General features: G+C 33.8%; 24 protein-coding genes and 1 pseudogene. 5 read left to right on the forward strand and 20 right to left on the reverse strand.

Translation table 11 applies throughout. The features are described 5' to 3' along the window. Nucleotides 1–386: 386 nt before the first annotated feature. From ACQKMR_RS24820 to ACQKMR_RS24840, 5 genes are all read right to left on the reverse strand, one after another. Complete coding sequence (locus ACQKMR_RS24820; protein ID WP_427699673.1) at nucleotides 387–1352, reverse strand: NAD(P)H-dependent glycerol-3-phosphate dehydrogenase; 966 nt, start codon at nucleotides 1350–1352, stop codon at nucleotides 387–389. A 487-nt stretch (nucleotides 1353–1839) separates the two neighbouring features. Further along, complete coding sequence (locus tag ACQKMR_RS24825) at nucleotides 1840–2259, reverse strand: N-acetyltransferase family protein (RefSeq protein ID WP_427699674.1); 420 nt, start codon at nucleotides 2257–2259, stop codon at nucleotides 1840–1842. A gap of 209 nt (nucleotides 2260–2468) precedes the next feature. Beyond that, complete coding sequence (locus ACQKMR_RS24830) at nucleotides 2469–2735, reverse strand: hypothetical protein (RefSeq protein ID WP_427699675.1); 267 nt, start codon at nucleotides 2733–2735, stop codon at nucleotides 2469–2471. A 300-nt stretch (nucleotides 2736–3035) separates the two neighbouring features. Then, the gene (locus ACQKMR_RS24835; protein WP_427699676.1) at nucleotides 3036–4205 is read right to left on the reverse strand and encodes an MFS transporter; all 1170 of its coding nucleotides are present in this window, start codon (nucleotides 4203–4205) and stop codon (nucleotides 3036–3038) included. A 172-nt stretch (nucleotides 4206–4377) separates the two neighbouring features. Continuing rightward, nucleotides 4378–4887 (reverse strand): DoxX family protein, encoded by a 510-nt coding sequence (locus ACQKMR_RS24840; protein ID WP_427699677.1) that lies wholly within the window; start codon nucleotides 4885–4887, stop codon nucleotides 4378–4380. 336 nt (nucleotides 4888–5223) lie between these two features. On the opposite strand from ACQKMR_RS24840, the pseudogene ACQKMR_RS24845 reads away from it, so the two are divergent. Then, nucleotides 5224–5301, forward strand: a pseudogene (locus tag ACQKMR_RS24845) (YjcZ family sporulation protein); the annotation flags it as partial. Here ACQKMR_RS24845 and ACQKMR_RS24850 read toward each other — a convergent pair. The 6 genes from ACQKMR_RS24850 to murB form a co-directional block, all read right to left on the reverse strand. Next, nucleotides 5269–5364 (reverse strand): Vmc-like lipoprotein signal peptide domain-containing protein, encoded by a 96-nt coding sequence (locus ACQKMR_RS24850; RefSeq protein WP_427699707.1) that lies wholly within the window; start codon nucleotides 5362–5364, stop codon nucleotides 5269–5271. The pseudogene ACQKMR_RS24845 and the gene ACQKMR_RS24850 sit on opposite strands and share 33 nt — an antisense overlap. 417 nt (nucleotides 5365–5781) lie before the next feature. Next, entirely contained in the window at nucleotides 5782–6282 is a 501-nt protein-coding gene (locus tag ACQKMR_RS24855; RefSeq protein ID WP_427699678.1) for a flavin reductase family protein, read from the reverse strand. Between the two features lie 231 nt (nucleotides 6283–6513). Beyond that, nucleotides 6514–6807 (reverse strand): HesB/YadR/YfhF family protein, encoded by a 294-nt coding sequence (locus ACQKMR_RS24860; RefSeq protein ID WP_427699679.1) that lies wholly within the window; start codon nucleotides 6805–6807, stop codon nucleotides 6514–6516. A gap of 36 nt (nucleotides 6808–6843) precedes the next feature. Beyond that, entirely contained in the window at nucleotides 6844–7086 is a 243-nt protein-coding gene (locus ACQKMR_RS24865; RefSeq protein ID WP_427699680.1) for an indolepyruvate ferredoxin oxidoreductase subunit alpha, read from the reverse strand. 35 nt (nucleotides 7087–7121) lie between these two features. Next, nucleotides 7122–8120: an NAD(P)/FAD-dependent oxidoreductase gene (locus ACQKMR_RS24870; RefSeq protein ID WP_427699681.1), complete on the reverse strand. Its 999-nt coding sequence runs from the start codon at nucleotides 8118–8120 to the stop codon at nucleotides 7122–7124. 37 nt (nucleotides 8121–8157) lie between these two features. Next, nucleotides 8158–9072: a UDP-N-acetylmuramate dehydrogenase gene (gene murB / locus ACQKMR_RS24875; protein ID WP_427699682.1), complete on the reverse strand. Its 915-nt coding sequence runs from the start codon at nucleotides 9070–9072 to the stop codon at nucleotides 8158–8160. Nucleotides 9073–9409: 337 nt separating this feature from the next. Here murB and ACQKMR_RS24880 point away from each other — a divergent pair, with 337 nt between their 5' ends. Further along, the gene (locus ACQKMR_RS24880) at nucleotides 9410–10075 is read left to right on the forward strand and encodes a helix-turn-helix transcriptional regulator (protein WP_427699683.1); all 666 of its coding nucleotides are present in this window, start codon (nucleotides 9410–9412) and stop codon (nucleotides 10073–10075) included. 52 nt (nucleotides 10076–10127) lie between these two features. Then, nucleotides 10128–10370 (forward strand): DUF1450 domain-containing protein, encoded by a 243-nt coding sequence (locus ACQKMR_RS24885; RefSeq protein ID WP_427699684.1) that lies wholly within the window; start codon nucleotides 10128–10130, stop codon nucleotides 10368–10370. 68 nt (nucleotides 10371–10438) lie between these two features. Here the strand turns inward: ACQKMR_RS24885 and ACQKMR_RS24890 are convergent, their stop codons facing one another. From ACQKMR_RS24890 to ACQKMR_RS24910, 5 genes are all read right to left on the reverse strand, one after another. Beyond that, nucleotides 10439–11056, reverse strand: a complete 618-nt coding sequence (locus ACQKMR_RS24890; protein ID WP_427699685.1) for a superoxide dismutase — start codon at nucleotides 11054–11056, stop codon at nucleotides 10439–10441. A 146-nt stretch (nucleotides 11057–11202) separates the two neighbouring features. Next, nucleotides 11203–11724 carry a YwhD family protein gene (locus tag ACQKMR_RS24895; RefSeq protein ID WP_427699686.1) on the reverse strand — a complete coding sequence of 174 codons (522 nt, stop codon included), beginning with the start codon at nucleotides 11722–11724 and terminating at the stop codon, nucleotides 11203–11205. A 565-nt stretch (nucleotides 11725–12289) separates the two neighbouring features. Further along, a complete protein-coding gene (locus tag ACQKMR_RS24900) occupies nucleotides 12290–12571 on the reverse strand; it encodes a VanZ family protein (RefSeq protein WP_427699708.1) in 282 nt (93 codons plus the stop codon). A 465-nt stretch (nucleotides 12572–13036) separates the two neighbouring features. Further along, a complete protein-coding gene (locus ACQKMR_RS24905; RefSeq protein WP_427699687.1) occupies nucleotides 13037–13594 on the reverse strand; it encodes a hypothetical protein in 558 nt (185 codons plus the stop codon). 200 nt (nucleotides 13595–13794) lie between these two features. Beyond that, entirely contained in the window at nucleotides 13795–14160 is a 366-nt protein-coding gene (locus ACQKMR_RS24910; RefSeq protein ID WP_427699709.1) for a cupin domain-containing protein, read from the reverse strand. Between the two features lie 929 nt (nucleotides 14161–15089). Between ACQKMR_RS24910 and ACQKMR_RS24915 the strand changes: the two genes are divergently transcribed. Then, on the forward strand, nucleotides 15090–15287 hold the full coding sequence (locus tag ACQKMR_RS24915; protein ID WP_427699688.1) for a PspC domain-containing protein: 198 nt from the start codon (nucleotides 15090–15092) through the stop codon (nucleotides 15285–15287). 332 nt (nucleotides 15288–15619) lie between these two features. On the opposite strand, the gene ACQKMR_RS24920 is transcribed toward ACQKMR_RS24915, so the two are convergent. From ACQKMR_RS24920 to ACQKMR_RS24935, 4 genes are all read right to left on the reverse strand, one after another. Beyond that, complete coding sequence (locus ACQKMR_RS24920) at nucleotides 15620–16006, reverse strand: hypothetical protein (protein WP_427699689.1); 387 nt, start codon at nucleotides 16004–16006, stop codon at nucleotides 15620–15622. 108 nt (nucleotides 16007–16114) lie between these two features. Further along, the gene (locus tag ACQKMR_RS24925; RefSeq protein ID WP_427699690.1) at nucleotides 16115–16300 is read right to left on the reverse strand and encodes a hypothetical protein; all 186 of its coding nucleotides are present in this window, start codon (nucleotides 16298–16300) and stop codon (nucleotides 16115–16117) included. A gap of 210 nt (nucleotides 16301–16510) precedes the next feature. Next, on the reverse strand, nucleotides 16511–16744 hold the full coding sequence (locus ACQKMR_RS24930; protein WP_427699691.1) for a hypothetical protein: 234 nt from the start codon (nucleotides 16742–16744) through the stop codon (nucleotides 16511–16513). Nucleotides 16745–16896: 152 nt separating this feature from the next. Then, entirely contained in the window at nucleotides 16897–17352 is a 456-nt protein-coding gene (locus ACQKMR_RS24935; RefSeq protein ID WP_427699692.1) for an SRPBCC family protein, read from the reverse strand. A gap of 1295 nt (nucleotides 17353–18647) precedes the next feature. Here ACQKMR_RS24935 and ACQKMR_RS24940 point away from each other — a divergent pair. Further along, nucleotides 18648–19259: a hypothetical protein gene (locus ACQKMR_RS24940; RefSeq protein WP_427699693.1), complete on the forward strand. Its 612-nt coding sequence runs from the start codon at nucleotides 18648–18650 to the stop codon at nucleotides 19257–19259. The last annotated feature ends 19 nt before the right edge of the window (nucleotides 19260–19278 follow it).

Consider the following 19278-nt stretch of genomic DNA (forward strand, 5'->3'; position numbering starts at 1 on the left):
ATTTCTTATTATCTTTTAACAAGAAAAGAAATGTATGTAGACTTAGGCGAAGATTATTTTGATAAGCAAAAGCAAGCTTCCATTGTACGAAATTCGGTCCGAAGGTTAGAAAACTTAGGATATACCGTAAATATATCAGAAGCATCCTAACCACCGATTAATTCTAAGAGAACTTTTATAGGGCGCTGCTCTTTTTCAAAAAAATTGAAGCTTGCGTTTTATTTAATATGGTCTTTTTTCTGATTATTAGTGTTTAATTTTCATGGTAGTTTAAGTACAATTACTCACAATCTTGCTATTACATATAAAAAAAGAGTTGCCGAGCAACTCCTTACTCAGCACCTGAACCCTTGGTTAATAAGAAAAAAGAATGTCTAGAGTAACTTTCATTCAAATTCAAATTTTACAGGTCTTAAAAATAAATCTTTTAATGTTTCTTTTGCATTTTTATTTTCGAATATTATCTCATATAAAGCATTACAAATTGGAAGTTGAACGTTATATTCTATGGATAATTCTCTTAGTGCCTTTACGGTTGCAACACCTTCTGCTAATTTCCCATAGCTTTCTCCTTCAACTAATACTTGTCCAAATTTTCTATTATGGCTGTGTACTGAGAATAATGTTGCCTCAAAGTCACCTAAATGACTTAATCCATATACAGTTACATCATTTCCTCCCATTGCTCTAACTAATCGAGAAATTTCTCTTGTCCCCCTTGCCATAAGTGAGCCTTTTAAACTGCTATAATTTAAGCCATCTAACATTCCTGCTGCTATACCCATAACATTTTTTGCAGCAGCTCCAATTTCATTTCCAATAAGGTCTTGTCCATAGTAAAACCTAATTAAATCACTATTCAACTCTTGTACAATTTTTTTAGTTACTTCAGTATGTTCAGAACCTATAACCATACAATTAGGTATATTATTTACAAAATCTTGTACGTGTCCTGGTCCTACCCATACTGCTGTATTTATATTTTTTCCAACCTCTTCCTCAAATACTTGAGAAAGTCTTTTTCCACTATTAGCTTCTAATCCTTTCATACATAAAATGAATGTTTTACCTTGTAATTCATTAATTGAACTTAATTGATTTGCAAATGAACGTAATTCTTGAGCACTAATAGAAATGATAATCATTTCAGCAAATGATATTGCTTTTTCTAATGAACTACTTAGTTCTATTTCATCTGGTAATTGAAGGTAATCGTTTTTTCTGGTTTCTATTAATCCAGCGAAATTCTTTGAATCTTCTCGCCCCCATAGCATTACATTATGTCCAACTTTATTAACATACCAAGCTAAAAAAGTTCCCCAACGTCCACATCCTAAAACTGAAATATTCATTATTTCACCCTCATTTTTTTAAAAATTTCTTCATTCTCAATTCAATATTTGCTCTGTTTAGAAAAGGTCTCCACTATTTTTAATATAACATCAGGTTTATATTCGACTAACTAAACAAAATAACCTTCCTCTGTTGCAGACCTAAACATTCCTTATAGAACTAAACTGCCCCTTTAGTGCCATAAGAAAAGGCTGCCGAAGCAACCCAAGTTAATGAACTAACGCACCCGTTAGTTCTATAAAAGAATCGCGCCCTTTAACGGAACAACTCTATTAGGGGTACAGCCAACATTTTGACATAAAACCCACGCTAATACATTTTTTGGAAACAAAAAGTCGTTTTCTCCTACGCTAAGGGAAAACGGCTTCTTTTTATCTTGTCTGTCTTATTCTAAAAGTCGATTCATTTTCGTACAGAATTGCTTGTTTAACTAAAGCACCCGTTAGCTTAACATCAAAAAAATAAAACAGGCCTCAATTATTTATTTTATTCATATTCCATAACCCAATATTTTTCTTCTGGTTTACCTTCTTCAACAACTTTCTTCCAACCATTATTCTCATAAAACTTCATCGCTTTTTGATTTTCAGATACACATTTCAATCTTAATGGTTTATTCATTTTTTCTATGGATGCATTAACCAATTGGCCACCAACGCCTTTACCCAAGAAATCAGGGTGAACAAATAAATTATGTATAAAATTATCTGGCAAGTACAAAGACGCAAATCCAAGGATATGAGTATTTTCCTCTGCTAAAATTATATACTCACCTACAGTATGCTTATCAAAGTCTTCTAAAGTCATTTCTTCTATATCTGCCCAATGAAAACTTTTACGACGAGATTCTAAGTATATCAGTCTTAAATCAGGGTAATCTAATTCACTTGCTAACCTAATATTCATATTTTCACTCTCACTTTCTTTTATATAAATAATAACATAATTTTCAATCTATATATTTTAGTTTTAAATCAAGGTTTTCCTTCTTACACTAAACTGCCCCGATAGTTGCATAAAGAAAAAGCTGCTTTAAAGATAGCTCCGATCTTCAGCTAACGCACCTGTTAGTTCTATAATAAAAGCGATTCTTATTAAAGAATCGCGCCCGATAGCTAAAGACCGTTATATTTATTGGCTCCATTTTTTACTTTATTAGATTTTAAAGTTGGCAAAGCATTATACACACTTATCGCAAAATAATAGAGTAAAACCATGTTCAAAGCATCATTTATAGGAACAGGGGTACCATCAAGTTTAAAAACATAAAATAATACATATACCCCCACAAATATTATTGGATAAATGATGTATTGATAGATAAAATTTTTTATAAACATATTAGTTATCGCATCGCTTTCTTTATTTACTTTAAAAAACAAATCCTTAGAACCTTTTTCTTTTTATCATCTAATTTCATATTGCAGGTAGACTCCTTAATGAAGATAATTAAGTTGATTTTACCATAAAAAACCACATTCGTTCTTCAACTAACCTGCCCCGTTAGTGCCATAAGAAAAAGGCTGCCGCAGCAACCCTTGTTAATGAACTAACGCACCCGTTAGTTCATTAAGAAAGGCGATTCTTATTAAAGAATCGGGCCCTTTAATGGAAGCATATTCATTTTTTCTTCATACTCTGCCTAACTACTTATAAACTGCATCCTATCAATCTTTTAAGATCTATGTTGCTTTTCTTACGTTAATAGAGAGCATTCTAAATAACAAAATAGATGCAATCAATGCGATGATCCCATTAATCAGGAATGAAACTTCAGCGCCAAATATCTGCCATAACAAACCTGTAAGCAAAGAAGCCGGAAATAGTCCAATCCCCGTAATCATGGCATAGAAACCAAGTGCAGTTCCCTTACTTTCTGGATTGGATATATCAGCAACCAGCGCCTTTTCAACTCCTTTAGTAAAAGCTGAATACAGCCCATATAACGTAAATAGAACGATTAGACCAATCGTTGTATTTACTTCCGCAAAACCAATATATACAAATCCATATAGCGCATATCCTACAGTTAGTATACCTCTTCGTCCGTATCGATCTGAAAACGCTCCGGAAATATATGAAAATAAAGACGCAGTAAGGTGAAAGAGTAGATATAATAATAGAACATTAGCAGTAGAAACTCCTAAATCTGCTGCTCTTAGTAAAAGAAACGAATTTGATGAATTAACAATAGTAAAGAGAAATACAATAAACAATAATTTTTTTACATTTGGATTTAGAAGTTTCAAGTCAAGTTTAGGTTTCGTGGTGGGTGAAATTTCTTTAAATACTGGTTCATACTTTCTTTCCTTTATGCCCAACAACAGTAACCAACCAATAATTACAGGGATTAAAGAATACAGGAAAACATCATGAAAGTTTTGATTTCCATTCATCTGTAATATAAAATAAGCAGCTCCGATCCCGATAGAAGCACCTAACATATCCATCATTTGATGTAATCCGAAAACTCTTCCTTGTTTATTTTTTCCTCCAGACTCAGATATAAGAGCATCTCTTGGAGCCGTTCGTATCCCTTTTCCCGTACGATCTATCAGTTTCCATATGAAAACGCCGACCCAAGAACTTGAAATAATCAAAGATATTCTTCCTAGACCTGATAAGCCATAACCAAACAAAGCAAACCCTTTTCTATTTTTCCGACGATCCGAACGACGACCAGAGAAAAATTTCAAAAAACTTGCCAAGGTTTCTGATAAACCATCTACAATCCCAATAATTAAAGGGCCTGACGAAGCAAGAAGAATTGGGATTAAAGGCGTCACCATATAAGTGCCCATATCTGTAAAAAGACTAACGAAGCTTAATATCCAAATGTTACTGTTTTTCAATTCGAAACCGCCCCTTAAAAATTAATTGCTGATAATCAGCTCCTGGTAATGCCTAAAGCACCCATTAGATCATTAAGGCTTATTGTAGAGTTGGCACAAACTGTGCGCTATATCGGCAAAAAAGAGGTCAGGACCACTATCCCGACCTCTTTTTTTAATACTCTACTCTTTGTTAAGCTACATTTTTTACCTCTCTTGTTCTGTTAGCAAATAGTTTTTCTTTAAGTGTAGGTATAATCATACCATCTACCCCATATCTTCCTGCATTCATAGCAGAAACAAGGATAAACATGGATAATAGAACAAGTTGTGGATTGGTACTTGTCGTGCCACTAAACAAATAAGAGAAGTTCATAACCAGACCAAAAAAGACAGCTGTTTTAGTGAAACAACCCAGCAATAAACCTATCCCGACGAGGAATTCTCCCCAAGGTACTAACGTATTGAATATCTCGACATTAGGAATGGCTACATTTTCAAGGAATGCAACCCACCATCCCTGAACAGCCGGATGATCTCCAGTCGAATTTGCCAACGCACCCTGTAAGAAACCAGAAGCATCAAATTGTCCGCCTGTTAACTTCCCCCAGCCAGCCATAACCCACGTATATCCGAGATACACACGTAACACAGCCAAAAGAATGGAGACATTTTTGTTAAGCTTTAAAAGATCAATAAACATACTTTTCCTCCCTATAATTAAAAAATAATGACTAGGAGATATAATAACACAACTGAAAACGATTTTCATTATCAATTATGTAAATATTATATAAATAATCTCAATCAAAAAAGTTCGTAAAAGTCTACTTTTGCGAACGGTAGCAACAATGCTATACCCCCATTTCGGAAATTTTTTTTATCCTATGAACAGAGATGGAGACTATTGTGTCATTTTCCTAATTAGAGCATAAGGTGATATTACCCATTTAATTAATTTCCTCCTTAAAAACAATTAAGGAGATGTCTTATGTCAGGTTGTGAATCAAGGTGTGAACCAGGGTGTGACGGCGGTTTTGGATTTGGTGGAGGTTTCGCCTTTATAGTCGTCTTGTTTATACTCTTAATCATTGTTGGAGCTAGCTTTGTTGGTGGTGGCTGCGGCTACGGAGGCTACGGCGGCGGTTACGGATATGGCGCCTGTTGTTAAAAATAGGATGAAAAAAGCCGACCTTTATTGGTCGGCTTCTTCAAATTTGATTCCTATTTCTGGGGAATGATAGCTATTTTGAGGACTCTAATTATGGTCCAGACGACAAAACGAGAAAAACTATGATAAATAATGCCCCGAATTTCCTACGCTTAGAATCTTCAAGGATCTCATATCTTAATGAACTAACGCACCCGTTAGTTGAAGAAGAAAAATCAAAAGCATTGTTTAATAGAGTCTATTTTAAAGAAGTAACAATCAAAAAAAGTTCGTAAAAGTGTACTTTTACGAACTTTTTTTGATAATGTAGGCGCTAGCTGTACAGACCGTGGTTATCGGTCCATTTAACTAGTTTTTGCAGCAAGTCTAAACCTATATCATCCAATGCTAGATTTCCGTCTTTATCTAGAGCTACTACGTCAATTATTAGGACATATAAAATTCTTCAAGGATTTTTCCGAATTTTCTTCTATGATATAACATCGGATCTTTCTTTTCATTTTCAATGTCTATAACTTCCCCTATCAAAATCAGATGGTCTCCTGCTTCCACTTTTTTGAACGTTTTACATTGCATAACCCCATAAGCACCTGAAATTATCGGAAGAGACTGCTCTGATAACTTCCAAACACAATTAGTAAAACGGTCCCGTTCTTTACTTGCAAACAATTTACAAAGTTCTGCTTGATCATCAGCTAATACATGTATAGCAAACTTGTCCGTTTTTTTGAAAATCTCATAAGAGGAAACTTTTTGATCTATTGACCACAAAACAAGCAAGGGATCTAAAGATACGGATGCAAATGAGTTTACAGTTAATCCAACAGGCGTACCATGCTCGTCGACTGTTGTTACTACGGTGACTCCAGTAGGGTAATTCCCCATTACCTCTTTGAAACGCGCGATTTGTTCTGAATGTATATTCATTATTTGATTTCTCCTTTTATTTCGCATAATTTTATTTTTAAAGATACTTTTTTCTTATCAAGCATGATATCAACCAGCGTATACCCATTTGGAAATTCCATCTTATTGCTTTCCAATTATTCTTCTAATCCGGATACAGGAAAATGAGTAGTTTTCAATCAAATCCCACCTTGCATGATCGGTTTCCATGACTAAGTGTACGTTGTTAGTTCATAAGATTTGAATAAAAAATTAAGGTTTTAGATAGTTATACTCAATTTCATTACCATCTTCTTTATATTCCACATGTAAATCATGGCCATTGAAATACCATAAATCAGCTTCTTCTATAAAAAACACAATCCCATCTTGTTCTCTTTGAACTGCGACATTGAATGGATGATCCATTGAGACCCCTAAAGAAAACCCGTCTTGTACAGGACTAGAACCTCCATATCTGGCATAAAATTTCACATAATATCCATCTTTCAATTCTATTTCTTCTTTGAACCAATTTACTGCTTGTCTGCTTATAACTAATTTCAACTCGATCCCCTCTTTAGATGAAAAATTTTAGATAGATTAATCACACATTTCAAAAAAACTTTTTGCTTTTTGAATATATTCTATTTCTCCCTCTGGTACTTCATCTTCATGATAAATCGCTTCTACTGGACATGCAGATTCACAAGCGCCACAATCTATACAAATATCTGAATCAATATAATACTGATCAGCACCAAGAGAAATACAATCTACCGGACACACATCCATACAATCGGCTGCCCGTTCTTTAATACACGGGGATGTTATAACAAATGCCATAAAAAAACCTCCATTTCAGATACAATTCATTTGCATTAATGGTTAAACATATCGGAACTATGCATCACATGTTTTCTTGCAGTCGGATCAATGTAGGCTTTAACAGCACTTATGGCAACAGGCGCTTCGCCAAATCCACATGCAATTAATTTCACTTTTCCATCGTACGTACTTATATCTCCTACTGCATAAATTCCTGGAATATTCGTTTCCATTTTTGAATTTACTATAATAGAATTTCGATCAATTTCTAAGCCCCATTCTTTAATTGGACCAAGTGAAGAAATGAATCCAAAATTGACAATCACTGCGTCGACATCGATCACTTCTTTATTTTCTCCCGAAGTCATTTCAACTACGACTTGTTTAATAGCTTGATCATCACCAATGATCTCAACTGGTACAAACGGGGTTTTGACTTCAACCTTAGAATTATTCAGATTTTCAATGCTTGATTCATGAGCCCTGAATTTATCACGTCTATGAACAATCGTTACTTTCTTTGCAATTGGTTCTAACATAAGTGCCCAATCAACAGCAGAATCTCCTCCACCAAAAACTAATACGTTCTTACCAGCAAATTGATTGAGATCATTTATGAAATAATGAATGTTTTTTCCTTCATACTTCTTTACATTTTCTAACTCAAGAAGGCGAGGTTGAAAGGAGCCGAGTCCTGCTGTTATAATCACTGCCTTCGAAAAATGAACTTCCGAATTCGTTGTAATTTTAATGATCCCATCTGCTTGCTTTTCTAACTTCTGTACAGTTTGCCCCGTAGCAATCGATTGTGAAAAGATGGACATTTGCTCAATTAGATTTTTCACAAGATCTTGGGAGCGAATTTTTGGAAATCCTGCCACATCGTAAATATATTTTTCTGGATAAAGAGCTGTTAATTGACCACCCAATTGAGGAAGACTTTCAATTATTTTCACAGAAAGTTTCCTCATTCCAGCGGAAAATGCAGTAAACATTCCTGCCGGCCCTCCTCCTATAATTGTAATATCATAAATCTTTGTATCTTCGTTCATCTCTATTCTCCTGTCGACATTCATTTTAAAAAACAGCTTAGTCCTCACCCAGAATTTTAACCTCTGGATCAATCTGAATATCAAATTTTTTATTCACAGTCTCTTGAATATGGCGGATCAAAAGCAAGTAATCTGTTGAAGTCGCATGGTCTACATTCACGATAAAACCTGCATGCTTCATAGAGACTTCGGCTCCACCTATCCTCATGCCCTGAAGTCCACTTTCAGAAATCAATTTTCCAGCAAACTGATTAGGTGGGCGTTTAAACACACTGCCACAAGAAGGAAATTCTAATGGTTGTTTCTGTTTTCGAAGAAATCTGAATGTATCCATTTTTTCTCGAATTAGTAAAGGATCCGATTTTTCGAGGATAAAAGTAGCTTCTAAAATTTTATACTTCTCTTTTTCAAACACGCTGGTCCTGTAACCGAACTGAAAATCTGAATCGCTTAGGTTCAGAATATCGCCTGCCAGAGTAATGACTTTTGCACTTTTGAGTACATATGAAATCTCTCCATCGTAAGCACCGGCATTCATTATCAATGCTCCTCCTACACTCCCAGGTATTCCGCAAGCAAACTCTAAACCTGATAGATGAAATTGAAGGGCAGTTCTCGAAACGTCAATTATACTTGCACCACTTTCAGCCATAATTTCGTTTTTATGAATCGTGATTTTATTCAAGTGATTTAAATTGATAACAATACCCCGTATCCCTTTATCTTTTATAATCACATTGGAACCATAACCAAGTATCTCAAACGGTATCTTATTTTCATCTGAATACTGAATAATTCTTTGAACGTCATCTATATTCTTTGGCTGAATAAATATATCCGCAGCTCCACCCGTTTGAATATACGTATGTTTATATAGAGGTTCGGAAATTCTAATGAATATATCTGGACAAATATTATTTATGTCTTTTAAAATTTTGAGCTTATCATTCATCCTTTTTACACTCCTAAAACCTTTCTTTTTTTAATGAACCCTTCAATCATCCTTTTTGAAGTTTTAGATATTTTTCGTTAAAATACTTTTTATACCTTTAAGTATGAAAAGTCAGGATTACTATATCATATTTTAAAAATACATTTCTAATAATTTGCTCGGATTTATATCTTTATTATCACCTTTTCTTGTTAAACCATCGTTGTTAGTCAAGAAGCTTTAAAAAATGCAAAAAAAGTGTCATAATTATACGATGGTATAATTCTATCTACTTGCTTAGATTAATGGCATTCGTGTCATTTGATATATATCTTTTCAATCTGGAGGTGAAAACATATTGGCTTCTCCATTATCTACAAGAGAAAAGCTGTTACACTTTATTAAAAGAGAACAACAAGTGACAGTGGGCCAGATAGCTAAGCACTTGCAAATCACTGAAATGGCCGTAAGGAAACATTTAAATATACTCCAACGAGATTCTTTCATTGAAGTAAATGAAATGAAACAGCCTATGGGTAGACCGATACAGGTTTTTTCATTGTCAGGAAAAGGGGAGACATTATTCCCTAAAAACTATGAAACATTAACCATCGATTTAATAAATGATCTACTAGCATTACAAGGTAATGAAATTATCAACACCCTTTTTGAAATGAGGAGTGACCGGTTAACAAAAAATTATTCCCTCCTAATGGAAAATATAGAAAACGAAGAAAAGGTAGAAATCCTAACAGAGCTCCAAAATCAAAAAGGTTACATGTCCGAATCGTCTAAAATTGATGATCACCATTTTGAAATTATTGAATATAATTGTCCTATTCTTGAAGTATCTAAAAATTATAAAATTGCATGCCGTTGTGAAACAGAAATGTTTAAGGAAGTACTAAGCGCAGACACGGTAAAGAGAACAACATGTAAAGCAGATGGAGGAAATCACTGCAGATTTCAGATTCTTTTTAATCCATTAACCGAAGGCAGGAAAGAGCAATTATCAAACACTTGAATCGTGTGAACTCTTTCTCAAACGTACGAATTCTAAATAGAGAGTGAGATTTATGGGAATAGTTATTGTTGAAGTTTGTGATATGAGTTTGTTGTCGTCAAGTGAATTAGAGAATATATTGGAAACTCATCCTGAAGTTACAGTAATGCGGTATGAATGTATGGATATATGTAACCTTTGTAAAATGCGCCCTTACGCTTTAGTAAATGGGAAAAAGATTTATGCTAAATCGACTGAAGAATGTATTGAACTCATAAAAAATGAAGTGGAAAAAGAATTATTTCTATACATGTGACAAACAAAAAACCTTGATTCCTAATTTGGAAATCAAGGTTTTTATTGATATCGAGAGAAACAAGATAATTAGTTAGTCGCTGCAGCGTACTTCTCAGAAACGACATCCCAATTCACAACATTAAAGAAAGCTTTAATATATTCAGGACGTCTGTTTTGATAATTTAAATAATAAGCGTGCTCCCAAACATCTAAACCAAGGATTGGATGTTTACCTTCCATAATTGGGGCATCTTGATTAGCTGTACTTATAACTTCTAATTTACCGTCTCCATTTACCACGAGCCATGCCCAGCCAGATCCAAAACGAGTGGTTGCAGCATTAGTAAATGCTTCTTTAAATGCTTCAAGTCCACCCATATCCCGGTCAATAGCATCTTTTAAACTGTCTTTTGGTGTAGTAGCGCCATCAGGCTCTAGTATCTCCCAAAACAACGAATGGTTATAATGACCTCCGCCATTATTTCTTACTGGTCCTTGTAAGTTTGCTGGCAAATCATTAATTCCTGACAGTAGCTCGTCTAAGGATTTATCTGCATATTCAGGAGAATTTGAAAGAGCATCATTCAACTTATCTACGTAAGTCTGATGGTGTTTCCCGTAATGAATTTTCATTGTTTCCTCATCAATATATGGTTCTAAAGCATTAAAGGCATATGCCAATTTAGGTAATTCAAAGTTACTCATAATATCTACCCCTTTATTTATACTTTTTGGTTTAAAAAGTTTATAAACTAATTAAAACAATAATTTTTTAAAAAGGCAAGCTTATTGCTTGTCAGAAATAAATGATGGATACTCTTTCAATTGCATACCTAGAAATTAATGAAACGTTAATTTAATTGCTGCTTTAAATCCTCATTTGATCGCTTCCAGAATCCTGCATCATATTCAATAAGAAACTCTTTAAAGAGCTTTCTTGACTGTTCGTCCATGTGTGAAAGAGCAACTTTATTTCTAATTGCCTTATCGAGATTATTTACTTGCTCTGGCATCGATTTATAGCCCGGTTTTATTCTACGTTCTTCTCTGGAAACTAAAATCTCACAAGCTGCAGCCCCTGAATAGTAGGGTCCCTTATTATCTACTTGGAGAGTGACCCAAACGATCCAATATCGTTTTGGGTTAAAACCTGCATGCTCTTTTTCCGGCTTAAATCTTACTTTCTTTTCAACCTGGCTACTACCATGCAAAGCTTCCATGTCTATAAAAGCTTGATTTTCCTCAGGATCAATAATAATAGGAGTAACATTATCCAAATTTATGATTCCAACCCCATAACTACCATCACCTTGAGTGGAATCTCCGCTAATAATATTAAAATAGACTTTCTGATTTGGTTGTTGATCACTCACAGTTACATACTGCCTCCTTTATCATTTTTTATACTTTTCAGTTTAGAGAATCATAAAAATTAAATCATTATATATACAAAATAGCAATCTATATACCTTGGTAAGGAGGTGGAATTGAATAATTATATTTTTTTTGATTGCGTTTGGAATCATAGTTTAAGAAAGATGATTAATGTCTAGAGTTAGAACTACCAAATCCCCAATTCTGATTCATTTGAATGGCTCTTTATGATTCAATGAAGAAACGAGGAAATAGTACTACTTATATCATTCTGTTTCTATGTAATATTCTTCCGATAAAAATTATTTTTCTTTTAAAGTAAGAGTCAATTTAACAAGGTTGTTTAGAAAATCTGCTCCCATAGTCGGCTTCTTCAAATTTGATTCCTATTTCTGGGTACTGATAGCTATTTTGAACACTCTAATTATGGTCCAGACGACAAAACGCGAAAAACTACGATAATACATTTTATGGAAAATAAAGCCTCGAATTTCCTACGCTTAGGATCTTCAAGGATCTCATATCTTATGCAACTAACGCACCCGTTTGTTTAAGTACAATCCTTCACAAACTCTTATCGGCAAATGAAGAATCTCCCCTATTGTATTTCAGTAACTTCTGAACAAACTTCATTTTCGAAAGTCCGAACCCTATCAAAGCACCCAACATATTAAGGATGAAATCATCAATATCAAAACTTCCTCTTCTTATAACTATTTGTATGACTTCAATAACGAATAACAATATAATCATAGCAATTGAAAATATACTTACTTTGTTTATTCTTTTTATAAGGCTTTGTTCGTAAAGATTGTTGCTAATGGTAAAAAAAGAGACAACTTTTATGCTGTCTCCGCTATTAAACTAACGCCCCTATTAGTTCAATAAGAATGGGGTTCATAATTTCTTTATATGACACACTTAATAATTCATTACGCATAAATAAAATAACACACACAAAATATGCATGACCCCAAGAAAAGTAGCATCATAAATAGCTTTATTAAATACCAAGGTAATAAATTAATTATATATAATAATATCTCCCCTACAATTTCTGAAGAACCTATATCGAAATCTTCATTTTGATAAAATTCTTTATTTTTAAATGAAAAAAATATTAAACCTAAAAATGAAAAAACAGCAAAAATATACATGAAAATAGTCATGTTGACTCCTCTATGTTTCCCTCTTTTTAACATTATTTTATCATATCTTATTCAACTAAACTGCCCCGTTAGTGCCATAAGAAAAAGGCTGCCACAGCAACCTCCCTTATTGAAGTAAAGCACCTTTTAGTTCTATAAGTTCTTAAAGTCCACCATCTAAACCGTCAATTTTCACTCCTCTACTCCAATCACGATCGATTTTTAATTCGTTATTTGTGGTGGATATGGTTAGTTCTCCTTCTTTCTCATAAATTTTAGATGAGTTCTCGTCATAAACTTTAAATTTCGTTGTATATAAGTAATCTATTGTGCCATCATCATTTTTGCTTTGTTCTTCAAGTTTCACATCTTGTACTTCAATACTTTTATTAATTTGTTTGGATACCAATTCTGGTATTTGAAATTTACGGTTAGCGATTTCTGCATCATATTGTTCTTCTGTTAAATATACTTTAATATTTTCTGCGATTTCATCAAAAGTCGGGGGATTGGATGGATCTTTAATGGTATATAGTTCTGTACTATAATCTTTAAATAATTTTTCTGCCTCTTCTACATTGACCACATTTTCCTCTTTAACAGGTTTCCCCTCTTTTTCCTCACCGTTTTCATTGACCACATCCTTGTTACAAGCAACTAAACCAAGAAACAATACAAACAAAAACAATAAACTAAGAAATTTCCTTATGATAGCCGCCACCTCATTTCCTTCAAATGTACCTACACTCTACATATTCTATACAAATTGTGAATTACCCTTGTTCAACTAAACTGCCCCGATAGTTGCATAAGACAAAAATGGAGCTGTTCCCAGCCCCATATAGAAGTAAATCACCCGTTGCGGAAAATATGTAACTTCCTTTTATATGTTGATCCAAAGATAGTAACTGAATTATTGGTTTAAATCCATATATTATTTTCAGCAGTTAGTTTAAAATTAGTTTCACCAGTGTTCACTACACCTTTAGGCTCTACCAGCATTATATGGCATTCCTTTTCAGCATAAGGCTTATGCTCCACACCTTTTGGTATCACATACATTTCTCCTTTGGAAAGTTTAACCTCTCCATTGCGGAATGCGATGGACATCTCGCCGTCTATCACGATGAATGCCTCATCGGTGTCTTTATGATCGTGCCATACAAAATCCCCCAGAATCTTAACTAACTTAAACTGATAGTCATTCATTTCACCAATGACTTTGGGCGACCAGTGTTCACTGAATTTGGACAGTTTCTCGCTTAGATTAATAGCATTATAATTGATATAAATCCCCCCAGAACTATTCTTACCCTTATTTTACAACTTCGATAGATTAATTACTATTTTGATTAAGATCTCAAAAGTTTCTGCTGATCTTCCACAAAATGGTCCAATTGTTGAACAAAGATCAAACAGCACTCTTGAACTAACCTGCCCCGATAGTTTAAGTACTATCATTCACAATCTCAATAGAGTAGAACCTATTGAGACACATTCAAAGTACCTCTAAATTAGGCTAAATAATGTCTCATAAGACTTGTATCAAAATGCTTATCGTTGTAAATGCGCATTTTCCTGACTCTACCCCTGAATGAAATGAGACCCAATTTCACATGCCATTTTAAGGGTGTGTGTAATAGGTACTCCCTGTATCCCAAAAACGGTCGTTTATGGTGATATTATCCATGAACTAATAAATTAATGGCTTTTTTAATTTTGTTCAACAATCGGGCCAGATAGTTGAAGAATACCTTTGAAGGGGAATTGGATATTTATGCTAAAATATAGATAAGATGGTACCTAACTAAAGGTGCTTTAGCTTAACAAGCTGTATGGTTATTAGAAAGGGAGAGTTTAAGACTGAATATATTTAAAAATAAGCATTTTATAGGTACTTTATCGATTTTAGTTACACTTTTACTAGTAACCTCTTTTTTAACTATTGCAACTAGTTATTTTAATACTAAAGAAATAAGTACATTAAGTTCTCAATGCTATGAAAACGGTGGAGAAGTCATATTAGAAATACATAATAATCTCACAAATGAATATTCTTTTGAGTGTAAATGAAAAAGAATTTTATTATAAGCATCTTTGTGTCACTGGTACTTGCCAATATCAAGTTTGCTTATTGCTTATTCAATAAAAAGGCGCAATCCTGGAGTATGGAGACACTAAGTATAGAAAATATGAATATATATGAGGGCGATTAGATGAAAAAATTATACAAATCCACGCAAGAAAAACAATTATCAGGTGTTTTAGGTGGCTTAAGTGAAATGTACAAAATTGATGTTAGTTTACTTCGTATTCTTACTGCGTTATCATGTTTTTTTACTGGTGGAATAGTATTGTTGATTTATATTATTGCGGCGATCGTTTTGCCAACTGACAAGCAGTTAAAGAATTGAGGGTATTCAACAATTGGGAGCTTTAATGAAGTAACTAAAGCCTAATTTATCGGGCTAAAAGCGAGAGATTAGGCTTTTATGTTTGGATTTCCTTACCATTGTTAATCCGTATTTTCTGTTTCTTCCTTACCGTAAGAAAAATCGGCTTTTTTTATCCTTAATCAACTAAAGCACCCGTTAGTTCATTAACAATGCTTCCACTATGGTTTATGGGTGGTCTATGTAAACAAAAATAGCGTTAACCCTTTTGGTTAACGCTCTAAAATCGATTTATAATACATTAATAACGAATACATGACCCTATTCGACTATGCCAAGCGTAAATTTTAATATCAATCTTCTTTCTCTTCATTCTCTTCTTCGTATAAATCGTGTTCACCAATATAAATAGGGCCGTTTGCATGATCAATTACGATTGGCCATTCATACGGAACGGATAAACGGCTGGATACACTTCTCCAAAATTTACTCGAATCGGTTTCAAAATCTTGAAACTCTTTTAATAGTTCTTTATAAGACGCACCGTCAAATTGTATATTCATTTCCTGCAACCTCATGAAAGCAATATGTCTAATTTCAAGCTCTGCTGCCTTTTCCATTTCTTCTTCAGTTGCCTCTTCGATAATGGTTCCTGGCGGGGGTAAGATAGCGTAGATATTATCTACTTCTTCTCCCGTTTCTTGTGCGGGAATCAATTTATTCCGGATTCTATTAAGCATAAAGTCAACTCCTAATGGTTTTCATCTATTATATATAAGCCTATCGGGCTACGTAAACTAAATACTCTCATGTTCAACTAAAGCACCCGTTAGTTCCATAACTCAATCTTAATTACCTTTTCTTTCTTTTGTCATATGTAAAACTAATGCTACAAATAATGAGATAAAGAAATAACGTAAATCAATTTTTACACAACCAATACATCCAGTTAGGTAATCATAGCCAGCGAAAAGCAAAAGAAATATTGATAATGCAAAGAATAGTTTTGCAGCTCTTTTGTTTCTTGTTTTCATAAATTCTCTCCCAAAAGCTAAGATAGCAGTATTACTCTTGAAGTATAGCACCCGTTAGTTTAAGTAGATTTCTTCACAAACTTTTTAGTATTTCAGTTAATACAGGAATGCTGCCCCTTTAGTTCCATAAGAAAGTGTTGCGTCGCAACCAAGTTGTTAAACTCAAGCACCTGTTAATTGAAGAAGAAAATGGCAAAAGAGAGCTCATATTTATGGTACAAATAAAATAATGAATAACATAAATACTGCCAAACCAAGAAACATTGAAATGAGCTTAATCCACCCTTTTTCTTTAGATATCGTTAATAGCGTAAATATCATTATTATAAAAATCCATTTTGAAACCGTTTCATTTATGTTCAATGTATCTGGCAAGAAAATAATGGTTATGTAAAGCAATAAAGCTGTTACTAAAATGTTAATAATAATCCTTAAAGCCACCAAATAAATCCCTTCCTTATCCTTTCAACTAAGGTTGCTAATGAATTACTATATTACCTCTTTTTAAACTAACCTGCCCCGTTAGTTGCATAACGAAAAAGCTACCTTAAAGACAGCTCCGATCTACAGCTAACTCACCTGTTAGTTAAACAAGGTTAGAGCATATTCTCGGCAATCTTTTTCAGTGCCTTTGCACGAGAAATGATAAATGCTCTCATATACTTCTCCAAAAACAACTTATCAGCTAAAACCCCAATTGGACCGAACGGTGACTTATATTGAAATTTATCTATCATTATAGTTCCACCTGGTTCTTCGATAAACTGATGTGTGTGAACAAAAGAATGGAAGGCTCCCTTCACCATAATATCTACAAACTTATTTGGTTTTTCCATTAACGTCACTTGGGCTTTCAGCCTTTGTTTAATACCAAAGTGAATGGCTTCCCAAGTAACAGTATCTCCCGCCTCTAATAGCCCTTCTGTCACACCATCAACAGCGATTTCCTCTGTTTTAGATGTCGTTTTGGTATGAATATCCACGCTCCTCGCAAGGTCAAAACATAATTCAACTGGTGCTTTAATAAATTGTTGATACTCAATAACAGGCATTTCTTATTCCCCTTTTATAAGCACTTTCTAACACCATCATTATAGTTCGTTGAAGCCATTATTACCTAGCTCTTATTTGTATCATTTTAATAAAGTTTAATTAAAATGTAATCATAAACCCTTATTTATCAGTAAACACAAAAACTCCATTTTGAAAAAAGATTGATCATAATGGAATAATCTCTAGCATATTTAAATCTCCATTTTATAAAAAAGTTTAATCAAAACACTCAAATAATCATCATTTAATTTAAAAGGGATTCAAAGGAATGATATCCATTTCCTTAATACCCCTATCCATAAATGCCTTTTTACTATCCATTTTGGGTTAATATCTATCCAACGTGGCATCTTCTAAACAAATAACTATGACTGTAAAACGGTGCAACTTTATTTCAAATCTAGATCTATTTCCTTTGATCAAATTGATCCTAATAACTTGGCCGGCAGGCATCCAGGTATTTATTCCGGGAACTATGTGTAGCTTTATCATCGCGACTTTATTCAAAACGTCGCACCTTTCTTATAAACGTCGTGACTTTATTTAAAAACCACACAGGAACGTTTGGATAAATTAGCCGAAGGAAAATAAGGGTACAAAACCCCTGTTTATGAACAAATCCATCGAAGCGCTGCTTGACGAAATGGAAGATGAACAAAAATATAAGTAAGAATCACATAAAGAAAGGCACAAGGAACCATTACTCTTTGTGCCTTTTGTTTATTTTATTTTTTGTGCTCATTGTAAACTTTTTCAATAAATATATTTAGAGACATTATCAAAGGGGAAATAAGACGTATGGAAATTAAGATATTGACCATTTCAGGACTCATCCGAATTACTAAATTTTTCTCCGATTGCCCGTGTTATACCCCAAAATAGAAATCGGTATACAAGTGCAATGACAAATAACAAATAAATAATTTCAAAAATAGAAAAGGGCTCATAATCAATTAAATATGAATTAATAAAAATTAACATTAGAGACAATAGCTCCATTAGGGAAGCTTTAAATCCGTTTTTTTCGTATAAATATTTATTCTTTTTGAAGTTAAAGACATCTGTTAATTCTTCGCTTAAAAATCCTTTGGTAAGGCCTATACCTATCAAATAAACACCCATAGCCGGCATATAGCCTATATTCAAGACTTGTGTTATTACACAATAAATTATGGTGAAGAAGAATAAGTACATTTTTCTGAATATTCTCCTTTCTCTATATATAATTTAATAGTATACTTCAAAATATACATCACGAACAGGCTTCCAATGTAAAAAAACTAGGAGGGTTCGTATGTTTAAAAAAATTTTTACTGTATTAACGATTTGTGCTGTTGCTTTTGGTTTTTCTTTTTCACCGACTAGTCATGCCAGTAGTGGAAATGTAAACTCGACTGATTGGGCAGCTGTCTTGGAATCTGGGACTGTTAATGGAGATGATATTTCTGTAGATAGAAATCAGATGCAAATGGCAGAAAAACTATCCAATTACTTTGAAACAGATGCAGATGGAAACATTAATTTTACAGCAGATAAAGAAACTCTTATGAATATGGGAATTTCAGAAAGTGATGCTGAACTAATGACTTCAATTACTTCAGATGATTTAACGATAACTGAAGGAGAACAACAAGATATTCAGGGTTTTGTAGGTTTATACTTTTATTTAGGACCGAAAGTTAGAGGAATGTCTGCTGTTTTAGCAGGTGCATTTGCAGCAGGGTATGTTGGCTGGTACGTGAAGCAAATTGCTGCTGCGGGACCCTGGGGTGCTGGCGCAGCTGCTACAATCACCGCGGCAACAGCAGGTGTAGTTGGATATGGGGTTAAAAAGAAGCTAAAAAAAGTTCAAGTAGGTGTGTATATGAACGGTTTTAGTTTGTCATGGCCTATATTTTTACCGTAAGTGGTTATTGGGGGTTACC

This window comes from Peribacillus sp. NPDC096540, assembly GCF_050278525.1.
Classification (GTDB): Bacteria; Bacillota; Bacilli; order Bacillales; family DSM-1321; genus Peribacillus.